Source organism: Rhodococcus sp. AB351 (assembly GCF_049538275.1).
In the GTDB taxonomy this organism is placed as follows: Bacteria; Actinomycetota; Actinomycetes; order Mycobacteriales; family Mycobacteriaceae; genus Rhodococcus.
Genome location: NZ_JBMVFW010000007.1, coordinates 163,715 through 179,802 on the forward strand (window position 1 = coordinate 163,715; position 16,088 = coordinate 179,802).

Genomic DNA, 16,088 nt, shown 5'->3' on the forward strand with positions numbered 1-16,088 from the left:
GTCAGCGGCCGGACAGTTCGGCGAAGAAGGCCGGCACCAGGGAGACGTCCTCGATCGTCCGCACCGTGGAACGGACACCGAGACCGTGCTCCTTGAGCAGATCGCACAACCCGTCGCCGTCGACGAGATCGATCGGCGGCGCGCCGTGCCGGTGGGCTTCGGCGCGCGCGTCCTCGGTGAACGATCCGGTGGTGACGAGCAGGCCCTTCTCGCCCCGCCCGACCATCGCGGCGCGGAACTCGCGGACCACGTCGGCACCCGCCTTCTCCGGTGCCCGCAGGAAACGGAAGAAGACGGAGAAGCTCAGCAGCGACACGCGCAGGACACCGGTGCCTTCGACGTGGCCGGCGCCCTCGGGCTCATGGGATCCGCCCGGCGCCGGAATCGTCAGGGTGGTGAATCCGGCCGCGCGCAGCACCGCGGTGGCGAGCCGTTCGAATCCGTCCTCCGACAGGTCGGCGACGGCACCGAGGACCGGTTCGCGCCACAGTTCGGGATCCTCGGGGGCGGCCGCGAGCGGCACGACCTGGGCGCCCTGCGAGACGTTCCGCACCATGCGCTTGCGGCGTTTCTCGGCCGTGTACGCGACCTGCATGGGTTTGATCTCCGACTCGCGCACGGCGCGGCCGCGGTCGGTCACGCTCCACACGCCGCGGCGGGTGTTCGACAGCAGACCCATGCCCTTGAGGTACGTCCGGGCCCAGGCCAGCCGGTATTCGATCTCCGTTCCGGGACCGTCGCCGTGGAGTACCGCCTGTGCTTCCTCGGACAGTCCGGTCCGGGCGATCACGGCGGAGTCGATCTCCTCGATGACGCCGGATCCGCCGAGCTCGATCACCGCCTGCACGGTCGGCCAGAGAAGATCCGTGTACGGCGGCAACGTGGCCTCGCCACCTCCGGTGTTCCGGACGGAGTTTCCGATCGCGTTCCGGCGCTGCACACCTTCCCCTAACGTCGCGGCCGTGCGGCCGCACTATCGGTCCTGCACGTAGGCAACAACCCTATCCGATGTACGGCCCCTGTCCGCGGGTGCGGGATCGGGCGCGCCGAATCACGAACCGATCGCCCTCCCCGGTCCTACGATTTCCCCACGGAAGAATTTCGCCTCCACCGAAGCGAGTCGCCATGCAACGTCCGGCGCCTGTCGACCTGGCACACCATCCTCACCTCAGCGGCCTGTTCGCGCCTCAACGCGAGGAAGTGGACGTCCGCGATCTCGAGGTCCACGGGGAACTCCCCGCCGATCTGCACGGAAGCTATCTCCGCAACGGGCCCAATCCGCGCTTCGACCCGATCGGCCATTACGTCTATCCGATCGACGGTGACGGCATGGTCCACCGCGTGCAGATCGCCGAGGGCACCGCGCGCTACTCGAACCGGTTCGTGCGCACCCCGCAGGTCGTCGCGGAGGAGAAGGCCGGTCGCGCACTGTGGGCCGGCATCACCGATCCGTACTTCCCTCCCGAGGAGGAGGTCGGGCCGGACCTGGCGAACACCATGCGCGAACTGCCGGACATCAACATCGTCCGGCACGGCGGGCGGCTCATGGCGATGGCCGAGGCAGCGCCGCCGTACACGCTGGGTTCCGACCTCGAGACGCTCGGACGCGAGACCTTCGACGGAACCCTGCCGGTCGGGCTGACGGCGCACCCGAAGATCGATCCGCACACCGGTGAGATGGTCGCCTTCTGCTACATGCTCGACCCGCCGTACCTGACCTGGTCGGTGGTCGCACCGGACGGGACGGTGACGCGCACGCCGACCCCGATCGACGGCGCCGACCGGCCGTTGATGATCCACGACATGGCGCTGACGCCGACCTACGCCGTCCTGGTCCTGGCCCCGCTCGTGTTCGACCTCTCGCAGATCTTCTCCGGCGGGTCGCCGCTCGACTGGAAGCCGGATCTCGGAACGCGGGTCGCGCTCGTCCCCCGCGACGGCGGTGCGGTGCGGTGGTTCTCGACCGACACCTTCTGGATGTGGCACACTGCCAACGCGTTCGACCTGCCCGACGGTGACGTCGCACTCGACTACGTGGAGTGGGCGTATCCGGGCGCGTTGACCGAGAAGGCAGGTCCGAACCGGTCCGTCCTGCGACGCGCCGTGATCGGCCGCAACGGGGTGACCCGCACGACCCTGCACGAACGCGACATCGAGTTCCCCCGCATCGACGACCGGTCGCTGACCCTCGGCCACTCCGTCGTCGCGACCATCGGACGCAGCAGGACGCAGAAACTCCCTGCGGGAGCGGCCGATTCGCTCTTCTGGTTCGATGTGGCGTCCGGAACCGAATCGGTCTGGGCACACGAGACGCTCTCCCCCGGCGAACCGGCCTATCTCACGGGTGATTCGGGCGGCTACTGGGGCGCGATCGCGACCGACCGGGCGGACATGACGAGCTGGTTCCTCGTCTTCCCCGAGACCGACCCGGCCTCGGGGCCGATCGCGCGGGTCCGTCTGCCGATCCGCGTTCCGGCCGGCCTGCACGGAGCCTGGCTCCCGCCGGACTGAGCGTCGCTCCGGCTAGTTTGGGTGGATGGGTTTCACACGAGCCGAACTCGAGTCCTTCCGCGATGCGGTGATCCCCGACCTCGTCGCGCCCGGTTGCCGCCTGTTGTTCGTCGGCATCAATCCGGGACTGTGGACCGCGGCGACGGGAGCCCACTTCGCGCGGCCCGGAAACCGCTTCTACCCCGCCCTGTTCCGCGCCGGCATCGTCGACCGGCTGATCGACGCATCGTCCGGCATGAGCGTCGCCGACCGCGATCACCTGCTCGAGCGGGGTGTCGGCATCACGAACCTGGCGCCGCGTGCGACGGCCCGCGCCGACGAGCTCACCGACGAGGAACTCCGTGAGGGCGGACGTCATCTGGCGAACGTGGTGGCGGAGTTCCGCCCTCGCGCCGTGGCGGTCGCGGGCATCACCGCCTACCGCGCGGCCTTCGGCCGGCGCAAGGCGAAGGCCGGGCGGCAGGACGACACGATCGGCGACGTCCCGTTGTGGGTGGTGCCCAATCCGAGCGGGTTGAATGCCCACGAGACGGTGGAGTCTCTGGCGCGGGCCTACGCCGAACCGGCCCGGGCGGCCGGCATCCTGTCCTGAACTACCGCTGAGCGCCGAACACCTTGTCGAGGAAGTGCGTGGCGCGGTAGCCGGTCGGTGTGCCCTGCACGACGACCGCCCATCCCTCGGAGTTCTCGGTGCGGAGCGGGAGGATCGCCTGGTACTCCGGGGATTCGTACCAGGTCCGGGCACGGTCGACGTCGGGGAACTCGATGATCACGAGGTTCCCCTCGAAGGGTCCCTCCATCCCTTCGGGATCGACGCCGTGGACGAGGAAGCGACCGTCGTACGGGGCGAGGGTGTCGTCGATGGTCTCGAGGTACCGGACGATGTCGTCGTTGAGGTCGATGGTGCGGAGATGAGCCACTGCGTATGCGTTCATGGGGACCACCCTGCGCCTCGTCGTGCACGGAATCGATTACCCCGGAAGTAATGGTGACCGTTCCCGGCCGGCTCTACTGTCGGGTGCATGACCACGGTCGACACTCCCCACGCCGGAGCGCTGCTGCGGGCATGGCGCGAGCGGCGCGGCCTGAGCCAACTCTCGCTGGCCCACACCGCCGGCATCTCGTCGCGGCATCTCAGCTTCGTCGAGACCGGCCGGTCCCGACCGTCACGCGCGACCGTGCTGAAGTTGAGCGACCGGCTGGACATCCCGCTGCGCGAACGCAACACCATCCTGGTCGCGGCGGGACACGCGCCCGTCTACCCCGAGCATCACCTCGGCGACCTGCCGATGGCGGCGATCTCCGACGCGATCACGCGAATCCTGTCGTCGCACCGTCCTTTTCCCGCACTCGTCGTCGACCGGCACTGGACGATGGTCGATTCCAACGACGCCGTCGGGGTGTTCGTCGAGGGGTGCGCTCCGGAGCTGCTGGAACCGCCGATCAACGTGCTGCGACTGACCCTGCACCCGCGGGGACTGGCGCCGCGCATCGTCGATCTCGGGCAGTGGCGCGGTCATCTGGTCGCCCGACTGCAACACCAGATCGGGGCGACGGCCGACCCCGTCCTGCTGCGCCTGTACGACGAACTCGCCGGTTACCCCTGCGACGATCCGGTCGAGGAGGTCGAACCGCATTCGCTGGTCGTGCCGATGCGGTTGCGGACCGAGGCCGGCGAGTTGTCGTTCTTCAGCACGACCACCCTCTTCGGGACCCCGCTCGACGTGACGGTGTCGGAACTGGCGATCGAGGCGTTCTATCCCGCCGACGATGCGACGGCCCGGGCGCTGAGCGGATCGTGATCGCCGAATCGGCCGATCACGAACGGTTTCCGCGCTAACGTGGAGGTGCGCGTCTGCCGAGCGGATCATGCGGAGGACACCGACATGAGCACTGCGAAATGGTGGGTTCTCGATCAGCGGGAGTCCGGCTTCGCCCTCGAACACCGCCCCAGCGGCGACCTCGTACTGATGAACACCGCGACGTCGGAAGAACACGTCCTGCACGGCTACGTGTGGAAGCACTGTCCGCACTTCGGTCTGCAGATCCAGAGCGAGGGCCCACCTCCGTACGGACCGTGGGTGGAGAACCCCGAGGAGTGAGTTTCCCTCACGGGATCATCCGTAGCGGCGTGTGCTCGCCGGTGGCGGTGTCGATCAGCACCGCGCGATCGAGTGTCGCTTCGATCGGCAGCACGTCGTAGACGACCGCACCCAGACGGTCGAGTTCCTCGCGCCGCGTTCGGGGACTCAGCGAACAGTGCGGTGTCCAGCGCCCCGGGACGTAGTAGCGGTGCAGGTCCGCCCCCGTCGTCTCCACGACCCGCACGACGCGATCCTGCCGCTGCACGAGTTCGGCCGAGGGCGCGGGCACGAGCGACGCCCGGCCGCGCCGGAACAATCCGAGAGTGTCGATGTAGACCGGGACCGGTCCCCCGTCGGGTATGTCCTCGAGGGCCGAGACGACGGCGGCCCGGTCGTAGGTCCGCAGCACCGCGTACGACAGGTGCGGCACGTGCTTGCGGTGCGTATGGGTGAGCAGGGTGGGGATGCCGCTCTCCTCGAGCCGGCCCCACAGGCGCCGGATCGCGCGGTCGGTCTCGGTGTCGAACAGGAGACAGACCGCCAGCGCCATCAGTTGAGTGTGGCGTGCCAGACGAGCGCGGCGGCGAGGGCACCGGCGCCGTTGAGCGACCAGTGCAGGGCGATGGGCGCGAGGATGCTGCCGCTGCGGCGACGCAGCCACGTGAACACGAAGCCCGCGGCGGCGGTCGCGATCACTGCACCGACGATGCCGGCGATCTGCGCGAGCAACCCGGCTCCGAGGAAGGCGCTGAGGCCGGCGTTGCCCGCCGTGAGACCGAACGACGAGGCGACGTGCCACAGGCCGAACAGCAGAGATCCCGCGGCGAAGACCCCGCGTGCGCCCCACACCCGCTCGAGGGTTCCGTGGAGCACCCCGCGGAAGGCCAGTTCCTCGGGGATGACGGTCTGGAGCGGGATGATGATCATCGAGGCGAGGAGGGCGCCGGAGATCGTGGCGTAGCGCTCGGAGAGGAAGAACTGCCTGGTGAAAGGCAACGCGATGCCGATCGCGACCACCGCCAGGACGAGGCCGACGGCCGCTACCGAGTAGAGCGTCCCCCTCTTCCAGTGCCGGGGTGAAAGTCCGAGTTCCGACCAGCGCATGCCGCGTCGGCGCATCATCGCGACCAGCACGCATGCTGCGATCGGCACGGTCGCGATCGACGCCCACGCCGTGGTGAAGTGGGCGATCAGGTTGGTGGTGACGAGCACCGCGATCACGACGGCGAGATCGATCCAGGCGTGGAAACGGGGAAGCCAGGCCAGCGACGGCAGGCGTCCGGTCTCGGGCGAGGGCAACCGTTCGATTTCTACGGTCACGTGCGATCCCTCCGGAAACTCTCGAACATCCGGTCAAGTGTACGGTTCGATGCCTGCCGGCCGCCGTGACGGCGAACACTCCGGCCTCGACTTCTTTCCGGGATTTCCGGTCGTCGGCGACATAAACACGCCACCGAAAGTCGCGAGACGCAGGTCACATTCACTCTGCAGGTCGAGTCCGTCACATGCCCCGTTGTCAAGGCCTTGCGTCGGCGCCGCTAACGTGTACGGCGATCATCAGCCCTCTTCCAGGAGAAACAATGGCCGACTTCCTCTACGAGGACCTGCTGCCGATCGGGGAAGACCCCACCGAGTATCGGTTGCTGACCACCGAGGGGGTGTCCACCGTCGAAGGACCCGACGGCCGCACCTTCCTGAAGGTGGAGCCCGAGGCCCTGCGCCTGCTCACCGAGACCGCGCTGCACGACATCTCCCATTACCTGCGCACGGATCACCTGAAGCAGCTGGCGAGCATCCTCGAAGACCCCGAGGCGTCGAACAACGACAAGTTCGTTGCGCTCGACCTCCTGAAGAACGCGAACATCGCCGCCGGCGGCGTGCTGCCCATGTGCCAGGACACCGGCACCGCCATCGTCATGGGCAAGCGCGGCCAGCAGGTGCTCACCCCGGGCGACGACGAGGAGTCCATCGCGCGCGGTGTGTACGACGCGTACACGAAGCTGAACCTGCGGTACTCGCAGAACGCCCCGCTGACGATGTGGGACGAGAAGAACACGGGCAACAACCTCCCGGCGCAGATCGAGCTCTACGCGGACACCGCGAAGGGCCACGAGAACGCCTACAAGTTCCTGTTCATGGCCAAGGGCGGCGGATCGGCCAACAAGTCGTACCTGTACCAGGAGACGAAGGCCATCCTGAACCCGGACTCGATGATGCAGTTCCTCGAGGCCAAGATCCGGTCGCTCGGCACCGCGGCGTGCCCGCCCTACCACCTCGCGATCGTCGTCGGCGGCACCTCCGCCGAGTTCGCGCTCAAGACGGCCAAGTACGCTTCGGCGCACTACCTCGACGAGCTGCCCACCGAGGGTGCCATCACCGGCCGCGGCTTCCGCGATCTCGAACTCGAGAAGAAGGTCTTCGAGCTCACCCAGAAGATCGGCATCGGCGCGCAGTTCGGCGGCAAGTACTTCTGCCACGACGTCCGCGTCGTCCGCCTGCCGCGCCACGGCGCGTCGCTGCCCGTCGCGATCGCCGTCTCCTGCTCGGCCGACCGCCAGGCCAAGGCCAAGATCACGCCCGAGGGTGTCTTCCTCGAGCAGCTCGAGTTCAACCCCGGCCAGTTCCTGCCCGAGGTCACCGACAGCCAGCTCGACTCCGAGACGTCGGGCGTCTCGGGCACCGGCAAGGGCGCCGCGGTCAAGATCGACCTCACCCGGCCGATGCCGGAGATCCTCGCCGAGCTGTCCAAGCACCCGGTCAAGACGCGCCTGTCGCTCACCGGTCCGCTGGTCGTCGCGCGCGACATCGCGCACGCGAAGATCAAGGAGCGCCTCGACCGCGGCGAGGAGATGCCGCAGTACCTGAAGGATCACCCGGTCTACTACGCCGGTCCGGCGAAGACCCCCGAGGGTCTCGCGTCGGGTTCGTTCGGCCCGACGACGGCCGGTCGCATGGACTCCTACGTCGACCAGTTCCAGGCCGCCGGCGGCTCGATGGTGATGCTCGCGAAGGGCAACCGCTCCAAGCAGGTCACCGACGCATGCCACAAGTACGGCGGCTTCTACCTCGGTTCCATCGGCGGCCCGGCCGCGCGCCTGGCGCTTGACTGCATCAAGAACGTCGAGGTCGTCGAGTACGAAGAGCTCGGTATGGAAGCGGTCTGGAAGATCGAAGTCGAGGACTTCCCCGCCTTCATCGTCGTCGACGACAAGGGCAACGACTTCTTCGCGCACACCGGCGAGGTCACGCTCACGGTCGGCAAGCGCCCCGGTCTGTAGATTCCCACTGCGCCCCGCTCCTCCGGACTATGGATCGAGGGAGCGGGGCGCACACCTACTTGCGCATGTACTGGTACCTGATCACTAAAGGATTTTGAGCGAGCATGGGCGATCTGATTCGAGAGATTTACATTGAGAACTTTCGGTCAGTTCGCAAGCAACGATTCACAACAGATGTTGACCTGACTCCGATTCTTGGCTTGAACTCCGCCGGAAAGTCAAACATCCTTCGAGCGCTAGACTTGTTCTTCAACGATGCAATCGAGGGGCTTCCGATATCGTTTGACAGAGATCTCAGCAGCCATGTCCCGCGCGGCACCAAAAAGAAAATATGCGTCGGAATCCACTTAAATCCGGAAAAAACCCTTGGACTCAAGGGAAATAAGGAGTTCCTGGAAAGACAAGGTCTATCTACTGGAATTTCGATAAAAAAGGAGTGGAGCCTCACCCGAAACGGACGGAGCCTCCAGCAGGATATTACCTTCGGGAAAGACCTGGATTCGTTGCGCACACCCGATCGAGTGGAAGAAGACTCCCTACTCTCTCTAGTGCGTTCGATTCGCTACCACTATGTTTCCAATCATGTGCGCCCTGCAGACAAAGTAAAAGAGGTCCTTGAGGCGCTCCGACCGGAGATTATGAAAGAATGGAAAAATTCCAGCAAAAGCTCGGCAAGCATACTGGATGAGCTTACCGCTGCTGCGAATCAGATGTTTGCGCCAGTCTCCGATTCCGTTGCGCGGGGAATTGACGGATTAAGGATCTCAGCTGCTGTACCGCAAGACCTAGCGGATCTAGCGTTCGAACTCGGAATGAACGCAGTTGCAAATTCCGAATTTGTCCACGACATCACTCAAGAAGGATCTGGCGCACAGTCGTTTACACTTCTCCACTTCCTACACTTGCAAGATAATGCTGCAAGAAAGCGGAACTTTGGGTGGGTACAGGCAAGCATTTGGGGTCTTGAAGAACCGGAGTCCTTTCTTCACGCAGCGCTGCGGACCCGATTCGCGACCGACTTGTCTCAGTACGCGAAAAATGAACGTCGGCAAGTATTCATAACAACACACGAAGACGACTTTGTAAGAAATTCGAGCTCAGCCGTTGTTGTTTCGCCCGGAAAACCTGGTTCCACGATTCGTAAGCTAGAGACCCGGGAAGCCTTGGCAGTTTCGACTAAACAACGAATTACGTCTTTCCGCCATCCTTTGATGACTCATCCGGACACCCCATTGGTCGTTGTCGAAGGCCGAACAGATAAAATCTACCTAACCGAAGCAATTCGCGCTTCTAATATACGCCCCCGATGGATACTAATTTCACCGGACGAAGACTTGGAATCAGGATCTTCCGGCGACGGTTTACTGAATTACGTAAAAACCAACAAATCAGCACTTCGTGCGCGCCCAGACGGGGCCTTCATTCTTGCCTTGAAGGACTGGGAGGACGGGTCGAAATCGGGCCCACTCGATAGGGCACTACGAGAGCATCCGCATTCGAAGAGCATCGTGTGTCCCACAGAACTCTGCAACCCTAATCTCGGCGAGACGTTTGTCGGCATTGAGAGGTACCTGCCAACCGAACTGATCCAATTGCACGCCGACAAACGCAAGCTGAACACTAATATGGAGAGCGGAGTAATCGGGATCGACCGAAGGCACCTGGACTCTCTGAAGCCGAAACTAGCTCAGGCGATATCCCAAGGTGAATTTGTAGGTAAATTCATGATTGAGCTTGTTAAATGGATTGACCGGCAGGTAGAGGACACCCTTACCGACGTACCTATTGAAGTTTATCTGGGTCCGTAGCAATCTCGTACCGCGGAGAAGATTCCGCAGAAGTGAAAACTGGTCAGCGCCCGAGCTGCCCCGGCGGGTTCCGCCGGGGCAGCTCGCGAACTCAGTTCGAGGGTGCCGCTCCGGCCGGTTGCCGGATCGTGGCGTTGACCCGGTTCCACATGTTGATCGTCGCGATCTGCATGACCAGCGCGGCCAGTTGCTTCTCGTCGTAGATGTCGGCCGCGGCGTCCCACACCTCGTCGGAGACGGACTCGGGTCGGTCGGCGATCCGCGTGACGGCCTCGGTGAGCGCGAGTGCGGCGCGCTCGGCCTCGGTGAACCGTCGCGATTCGCGCCAGGCCGCGACCGCCGTGAGCCGCTCGACGCTCTCCCCGTCGTCCAGTGCTTCACGCGTGTGCATCTCCACGCAGAAGCTGCACCCGTTGATCTGGCTGGCCCGCAGGTGCACCAGGTGGACCGTGCGGGCCGGGAGCCCGGTGTTCTCGTAGGTCCGGCCCGCGGCCTGCAACGCGTCGAGGGTGCCGGGCAGCACCATCACGGGATTGTTCATTCGTGCTTCCATCGTCTGCTCCTGTCACATCGGTTCTTCGGGATCCGTCACTTCCTTGACGGATCCCGACGGAAGAATGTGACGACGATGGACGAGGAATTTCTGGCGAGGGAGTTCGACGCACACCGCGAGCGCTTGCGCGCGGTCGGTTTCCGCATGCTGGGGTCGGCTGCGGAGGCGGACGATGCGGTGCAGGAGACGTGGTTGAAGGTTGCCCGCGCCGACACCGACGCCGTGGACAATCTCGGCGGCTGGCTCACCACCGTGATGAGCCGCGTGTGTCTCGACATGCTGCGCGCACGTTCGGCGCGTCACGAGATCGTCGTCGGCGAACCCGTCGAACCGCCTCGACGGAACGACAGCTCCGCGGCGCCGGAAGACGAAGCAGTGCTTGCGGATTCGATCGGTATCGCGATGATGGTGGTCCTCGACGCGCTCGGTCCCGCCGAACGTCTCGCCTTCGTGCTGCACGACATGTTCGGCATGCCGTTCGACGAGATCGCGCCCGTCGTGGGCCGATCCCCTGCCGCGACGCGTCAGCTCGCCAGTCGTGCGCGGCGGCGCGTGCGCGGTGCACGTACGGCGTCCGCGGGTGCCAGGGATCCGCGTCGGGTGGTCGACGCCTTCCTCGTCGCGGCCCGCGAGGGTCGTTTCGAGGATCTGCTCGCGGTGCTCGATCCCGACGTGGTGCTCCGCGCCGACACCGTGGCGGCAGCGAATGCCGAGACGGGCCGGCTGCACGGTGGCCCCGCACTCGAGCCGGAACTGCGCGGCGCCGACGCGGTGGCACACGCCTTCCACGGCCGCGCACGCGGCGCGGTGCCCGCGACGATCGACGGTGCGCCCGGGGCGGCGTGGGCGCCGGGCGGGATCGTGCGGTCGGTGTTCCGCTTCACCGTCGAGGACGGTCGCATCGTGGCGCTCGAGGTGATCGCAGATCCCGAGACGATCACCACGCTCGACACGGCTCTGCTCTGACGCCCGCTCCGATACGGGTCGAGCCCGGCGGGAGTGATCCCACCGGGCTCGAACCGTCGTGTGCTCGTCAGGCAGCGCAGGTATGCGTCCGCGCGAGCACCGCGGGCGACTGCACGACCACCTGCTGCAGGAAGTCGAGGACGATGCCCGGTGCCGGTTCGGCGCCGGGTGCGAGTACCGAGCACAGTGCGCGGTACTGGTCGTCGCTCATCACGGGCGCGATACGGAAGTGCGTAGTCATCGCGAGCGTGAAGTCGATCCCGAAGTCGCGGGCGCGGACCTGCAGCTGCGGGCCGTGCTCTCCTGCGATCAGGCAGACCTCGAAGACGGCCCGTCCGGCGGTGTGCTCGAACGATGCGGCCGGAACGTTGTTGCGGACCATCTGCCGGTAGAGAGGCCGCAGTCCGCCGAGCACGACCGGCGGAAGCGTCACTGCTCGAGGACGGTCGGCGGTGAACATGTGATCACTCCTTCAACCCTGCGACCCCATCCGGGTCGCCCACTTTTTCTGGAATAAATCCAATAACTGGAACTATTCCAGAGAAACGTTCAAGGCGCAACCACCTCGTTGGCCGATCATCCAACCGGCGCACCCGTGGCGAACCGAACTCTGTAGCGCTTGCACCTCCCCCGCCGCACGCCCACCGGACAGTATCGAATGCACCGACGAAAGAGCGAGAAGGCCGAGATGCGTGCCGCGCTCGCCGAGATCACCCGCCTCCGCCACGAGCGGATCGTCATCGAGACCGCAGGGAGCCGCGCATGAACACCCTGAGTACCCACGTGCTCGACGCGACGGCCGGTGCACCCGCCGTGGGGTTGCACGTCACCCTCACCGACACGTACGGAACCTCGTTGGGCGCCGGTGTCACCGACGACGACGGCCGCCTCACCGGTTTCACCGATCCATTGCCCGAGGGCACCTACCACCTGACCTTCGCCACCGGCGACTGGTTCTCGCGCCGTGGAGTCGGAGTGGGCGAGGCCGTCGATCCGCCACAGCGCCAGGTCGGCGAGCTTTCCGGACGTCCCGCGCACCGAGGTCTACTTCGCCGACACCTACGACGAACTCGAGCCGATGGGCGCGAAGTCGATGAGCGAGACCCCGTTCAACCCGGTCGCCCCGACCCTGGCGAACGCCGTGCGCAACGCCATCGGGGTGCGGCCGCACCAGCTGCCTCTGTCCCGCGACCGCATCTGGCGCCTCATGCAGTGAGACCGATCCGTCGAGACCAGTGTGTCCCACACACAGCGTCGGAGCTAGGTCAGCCGTCCGTTCACGCGCAGGCGGGCGATGCCACCGTCGGGATAGACGTCGAGCCGCACGAACTCCACCGGCGTCGGCGAATCGACGCGGAAACGGTGCCGGCAGTCCGGCAGCAGCGCGGTCCGCGGGACGAGTTCGACCCAGGACGATTCGTCGGACATCGCGTCCCCGCTTGGGATTCCGCTCAGGCGCGCCGCTCCCGGTGCGTTGCCGACGAAATAGGAGGTGTCGACCTCGACGTGGTCGACGCAGCCCTGCCCGGCGAGACGGATCACCACGTAGTCGTTGCCGTCGTCGCGGCGCCGGGCGTTCTCCCAGCCCTCCCCCATGTGCCGCGAGCGACCGAGGCCGATGATGTTGCGTGGCGACGAATAGAAGCGGTTCGAGCACGCGACGACGTCGCCGCCGTTCTCGAGGGCCGCGAGATCGATCGTGCCCGTGAGGAAGGTCGGGTCCGGGCGCGCATGTCCGTGCACCCGGAAGCGGGCCACACCGCCGTCGGGAAAGATGTTCAGGCGCAGGTGCGTCCAGCGCCGGTCGTCGTCCACCGCGAAGGCGTTCGCGGTGTCGCCCTTCAGGGCCACGCGATCGAGGACCGGTTCCCACGGCGCGTCCAGCAACTCCTGATCGGTCGGGTATCCGTCGAGGTTCACCCCGTCGACGGATGCGAAGGGCGGGTAGTTACCAGTGAACCAGGCGGTGTCGATCACGACGCCCTCGACGACACCGGGAACGCCGAGCCGGACCACCGCGAAGTCGTGCCCGGCTTCGCGGCGACGCCGGGTCTCCCATCCGTCGTAGACCTTTCCCTTGTGCCCGAACTCGGACGGATCGAAATCGGGTGCACCCGGCGAGATCAGGTTCTCGCGACTCGCGAAGAACTCGTCGTTCGCGAACACGACGGCCCCGCCCAGCGATCGCGCGGCGAGATCGGGTAGTTGCAGGAAATCTGCTTCGGTCAACGGTTTTCCTTTCGGGAGAGCAACGCACCACGCGGTGCGGGGTCGGTGGCGCCGAGGGTGACGGTGAGCGGTTCACCGGTGAGCCAGGTCTGCCGCACGACCCCGGCCAGCGCGCGTTCGGCGTAGGGCGTCACGGCGTTGCGGTGGTGCAGCCGCTCCGGGAAGACGACGAAGGCGTCGTCGGGCGCGAAGACACACAGATCGGCACTGTTGCCCACGGCGATCGCACCGCGGTCGGCCAGGCCCACGAGGTCGGCGGTGCGGCCGGCCATCCAGCGCACCACGTCGACGAGTGTGTGCCCGCGCTTGCGCGCCTCCGACCACACGATGGGCAGTCCGAGTTGCAGCGACGAGATTCCGCCCCAGGCCTCGCCGAAGTCGCCGGTGACGAACTTCTTCAGCTCCGGCAGGCACGGCGAGTGATCGGAGACGATGCAGTCGAGCGTGCCGTCGGCCAGGCCGCGCCACAACGCTTCCCGGTTGCGGGCCTCACGGATCGGCGGGCAGCACTTGAAATGTGTGGAGCCGTCGAGGATCTCTTCGCTGAACAGCGACAGATAGTGCGGGCAGGTCTCCGCGGTGACGGGCAGGCCCTCGGCCTTCGCCGCGGCCACGAGCGGAAGGCTTCCCGCATCCGACAGATGCAGGATGTGCACGCGGCACCCGGTCTGCCGCGCGCCGTCGATCACCTGGGCCACGGCACGGGACTCGGCGACCGGTGGTCGCGAGTACAGGAAGTCGTCGTAGCGCGGTCCGGCCGGTGGGTCCTGCGCGTCGAGGGTCGGTCCGTCCTCGGCATGCACGATGAGCAGGCCGCCGAAGCCGGCGATCACGCGCATCGCCTCGATCATCTGCTCGCGGTCCAGCGGCGGGTACTCGTCGAGACCCGAATACGCGAGGAAGCACTTGAATCCGTACACCCCTGCGTCCCAGAGCGGTTCGAGATCGGCGAGGTTACCGGGAATCGCACCGCCCCAGAATCCGACGTCGACGGTGACCTGCCCGTCCGCGACCTTCTGCTTCACCTCGAGGGCCGCCACGTCGACGGTGGACGGGATGGAGTTGAGGGGCATGTCGACGATCGTCGTCACTCCCCCGGCCGCGGCGGCACGCGTGGCCGTCGCGAAGCCCTCCCATTCGGTGCGGCCGGGTTCGTTGACGTGGACGTGCGTGTCCACCAGGCCGGGGAGCAGCACCTCGTCGTCGGCGAGGACGGTCTCCCGCGCACCGGTCGGAGCGGCACCGTCGTATTCCTCGATCGCGACGATGCGGTCGTCGCGCACGTGGACGGCGCAGCTGCGTTCCTCGTCCCCCACCACAGCGCGTCGCGCGCGGATCACGGTGGTCATCGCGTCACCGCCGTCGGTCGACCCGCGAGCCGGGCCAGGTGGTCGAGATTCGTGCCGGTGCGATCGCATACTTCCTTCTCGGTGAGAGCTCCGCAGCTCGTTCCCCGCAGGAGGAAGGCGGCGAGAGCACGGGCGGTGGCGGGTTCGTCGAGATACCCCGACGACAGGGCCGGGTCGATGTAGGCCGCGACGCGTCCCGCGGCGGTGGACAGCGACCGGCGGTAGAACGCGAAGGTCGCGGCGTAGCGGGTGGGCAACTGCGCCGGATGCAGGTCCCAGCCCTGGTAGAAGCCGCGGCGCAGCGACCGGTCGATCAGGCGGGCGTGCAGTCCCCATGCCGCGCGGATCTCGTCGCGGGTGCCGACGGGAAGGCGATTGGTGGACCCATCGGACAACCGCACCCCGGTACCCGCTGCCGCGACCTGCATCGTGGCCTTGGCGTGGTCGGCGACGGGGTGGTCCATCGCTTGGTACTCGGCGGCGATGTCGCACGCGGCCGAGTAGTCGTAGGTGCCGTAGTGCAACCCCGAACAGCGCCCGTGGGCCGCTCGGATCATGGTGGCGACGGCAGCGGTGCCGTCGGGGCCGCAGATCGCCTGCGGCGTCTCGATCTGGATCTCGAACCGCAGGGACGCGGCGAGCGAGTGGGTGGCTTCGAGATGTTCGCAGACCGTCACCATGGCGGCGACCTGCTCGGGCGCGGTGACCTTGGGCAGTGTGACGACGAATCCGTCCGGGAGAGCGCACTTTCCGGTCAGCTCGGCGACGAAGGTGTCGAGCGTGCGGAGACCGCGGCGCCGGGTGGCGGCCTCGAAGGACTTGAACCGGATGCCGACGAAGGGTGTCGCGGTGGGATCGGTCGCCAGCGCGGCGGCGGCGCGGGCGATGTGGGCGTCCTCGTCGGCGTCGCGTTCGTGCTCGGGAATGCCCGGGCGGGTGAACCCGTCCTCGAAGTCGATGCGCAGATCCTCGATCGGTTCGGTGCGCAGTTTGGCCTCCACGAGCGGGAGGACGGCTTCGGCGAGTTCGGGTTCGATGCCGGTGACCGCGGCGAGGTCCGCGGGTCCGTCGATGTGGGTGTCGAGGGTGTCGAGCGCGTCGGCTCCCCACCGTGCCACGATCCCGGCGTCGTAGCGGTCGGCCGGGAGGTAGACGGTGTGCACCGGTTGGCGGGCACCGTCGGTCCCGGGATAGGTCGCGGCGTATGCCGCGTCGGTGTCCGCGAGCTGCGCGTCGAGCGCAGCCGCAAGCCTGTGCAATCCTGTCGGCACCCGAACTCCTGTCCTGTATCCACGGCTGTATACGTCGTG

16 protein-coding genes and 2 pseudogenes are annotated in these 16,088 nt (G+C 66.6%); 9 read left to right on the forward strand and 9 right to left on the reverse strand.

Going from position 1 to position 16,088, the window contains the following annotated elements; all coding sequences use genetic code 11:
* Window position 1: 1 nt before the first annotated feature.
* Window positions 2-940, reverse strand: a complete 939-nt coding sequence (locus tag ACPCXD_RS16345) for a restriction endonuclease (RefSeq protein WP_088896674.1) — start codon at window positions 938-940, stop codon at window positions 2-4.
* 185 nt (window positions 941-1,125) lie between these two features.
* Between ACPCXD_RS16345 and ACPCXD_RS16350 the strand changes: the two genes are divergently transcribed.
* Window positions 1,126-2,511 (forward strand): carotenoid oxygenase family protein, encoded by a 1,386-nt coding sequence (locus ACPCXD_RS16350; RefSeq protein ID WP_423660322.1) that lies wholly within the window; start codon window positions 1,126-1,128, stop codon window positions 2,509-2,511.
* A 25-nt stretch (window positions 2,512-2,536) separates the two neighbouring features.
* A complete protein-coding gene (gene mug / locus ACPCXD_RS16355) occupies window positions 2,537-3,103 on the forward strand; it encodes a G/U mismatch-specific DNA glycosylase (RefSeq protein WP_016693629.1) in 567 nt (188 codons plus the stop codon).
* A gap of 1 nt (window position 3,104) precedes the next feature.
* Here mug and ACPCXD_RS16360 read toward each other — a convergent pair whose 3' ends face one another.
* Window positions 3,105-3,446 (reverse strand): DUF1330 domain-containing protein, encoded by a 342-nt coding sequence (locus tag ACPCXD_RS16360; RefSeq protein ID WP_016693630.1) that lies wholly within the window; start codon window positions 3,444-3,446, stop codon window positions 3,105-3,107.
* An 87-nt stretch (window positions 3,447-3,533) separates the two neighbouring features.
* On the opposite strand from ACPCXD_RS16360, the gene ACPCXD_RS16365 reads away from it, so the two are divergent.
* Together ACPCXD_RS16365 and ACPCXD_RS16370 are read left to right on the forward strand one after the other, a co-directional pair.
* A complete protein-coding gene (locus tag ACPCXD_RS16365; protein WP_423660324.1) occupies window positions 3,534-4,313 on the forward strand; it encodes a helix-turn-helix domain-containing protein in 780 nt (259 codons plus the stop codon).
* A gap of 84 nt (window positions 4,314-4,397) precedes the next feature.
* Window positions 4,398-4,613, forward strand: a complete 216-nt coding sequence (locus ACPCXD_RS16370; protein WP_026061451.1) for a hypothetical protein — start codon at window positions 4,398-4,400, stop codon at window positions 4,611-4,613.
* Window positions 4,614-4,620: 7 nt separating this feature from the next.
* Here the strand turns inward: ACPCXD_RS16370 and ACPCXD_RS16375 are convergent, their stop codons facing one another.
* Window positions 4,621-5,145 (reverse strand): 2'-5' RNA ligase family protein, encoded by a 525-nt coding sequence (locus ACPCXD_RS16375; protein ID WP_016693633.1) that lies wholly within the window; start codon window positions 5,143-5,145, stop codon window positions 4,621-4,623.
* The gene (locus tag ACPCXD_RS16380; RefSeq protein WP_085989384.1) at window positions 5,145-5,894 is read right to left on the reverse strand and encodes a CPBP family intramembrane glutamic endopeptidase; all 750 of its coding nucleotides are present in this window, start codon (window positions 5,892-5,894) and stop codon (window positions 5,145-5,147) included. The genes ACPCXD_RS16375 and ACPCXD_RS16380 overlap by 1 nt, the downstream gene beginning before the upstream one ends.
* A gap of 281 nt (window positions 5,895-6,175) precedes the next feature.
* On the opposite strand from ACPCXD_RS16380, the gene ACPCXD_RS16385 reads away from it, so the two are divergent.
* On the forward strand, window positions 6,176-7,873 hold the full coding sequence (locus ACPCXD_RS16385; RefSeq protein ID WP_138842185.1) for a fumarate hydratase: 1,698 nt from the start codon (window positions 6,176-6,178) through the stop codon (window positions 7,871-7,873).
* A gap of 104 nt (window positions 7,874-7,977) precedes the next feature.
* Entirely contained in the window at window positions 7,978-9,681 is a 1,704-nt protein-coding gene (locus tag ACPCXD_RS16390; RefSeq protein WP_258260541.1) for an ATP-dependent nuclease, read from the forward strand.
* A gap of 91 nt (window positions 9,682-9,772) precedes the next feature.
* On the opposite strand, the gene ACPCXD_RS16395 is transcribed toward ACPCXD_RS16390, so the two are convergent.
* The gene (locus ACPCXD_RS16395; protein WP_423660327.1) at window positions 9,773-10,234 is read right to left on the reverse strand and encodes a carboxymuconolactone decarboxylase family protein; all 462 of its coding nucleotides are present in this window, start codon (window positions 10,232-10,234) and stop codon (window positions 9,773-9,775) included.
* 75 nt (window positions 10,235-10,309) lie between these two features.
* Here ACPCXD_RS16395 and ACPCXD_RS16400 point away from each other — a divergent pair, with 75 nt between their 5' ends.
* A complete protein-coding gene (locus ACPCXD_RS16400) occupies window positions 10,310-11,200 on the forward strand; it encodes a sigma-70 family RNA polymerase sigma factor (RefSeq protein ID WP_106200402.1) in 891 nt (296 codons plus the stop codon).
* Between the two features lie 67 nt (window positions 11,201-11,267).
* On the opposite strand, the gene ACPCXD_RS16405 is transcribed toward ACPCXD_RS16400, so the two are convergent.
* On the reverse strand, window positions 11,268-11,660 hold the full coding sequence (locus ACPCXD_RS16405; protein ID WP_059383014.1) for a DUF6037 family protein: 393 nt from the start codon (window positions 11,658-11,660) through the stop codon (window positions 11,268-11,270).
* A gap of 302 nt (window positions 11,661-11,962) precedes the next feature.
* Here ACPCXD_RS16405 and ACPCXD_RS16410 point away from each other — a divergent pair.
* Both ACPCXD_RS16410 and ACPCXD_RS16415 read left to right on the forward strand, forming a co-directional pair.
* Window positions 11,963-12,109, forward strand: a pseudogene (locus tag ACPCXD_RS16410) (hydroxyisourate hydrolase); the annotation flags it as partial.
* Between the two features lie 109 nt (window positions 12,110-12,218).
* A pseudogene (locus ACPCXD_RS16415) lies at window positions 12,219-12,416 on the forward strand (hypothetical protein); the annotation flags it as partial.
* Window positions 12,417-12,460: 44 nt separating this feature from the next.
* Here ACPCXD_RS16415 and alc read toward each other — a convergent pair.
* From alc to ACPCXD_RS16430, 3 genes are read right to left on the reverse strand one after another with little or no spacing between them, the layout of a single operon-like run.
* Window positions 12,461-13,429 (reverse strand): allantoicase, encoded by a 969-nt coding sequence (gene alc, locus ACPCXD_RS16420; RefSeq protein WP_423660329.1) that lies wholly within the window; start codon window positions 13,427-13,429, stop codon window positions 12,461-12,463.
* Window positions 13,426-14,778, reverse strand: coding sequence for an allantoinase AllB (gene allB, locus ACPCXD_RS16425; protein WP_423660331.1), 1,353 nt, complete (start codon window positions 14,776-14,778; stop codon window positions 13,426-13,428). Before allB ends, alc begins: the two co-directional genes overlap by 4 nt.
* On the reverse strand, window positions 14,775-16,049 hold the full coding sequence (locus tag ACPCXD_RS16430; RefSeq protein WP_423660333.1) for a DUF6986 family protein: 1,275 nt from the start codon (window positions 16,047-16,049) through the stop codon (window positions 14,775-14,777). Before ACPCXD_RS16430 ends, allB begins: the two co-directional genes overlap by 4 nt.
* Window positions 16,050-16,088: the final 39 nt, after the last annotated feature.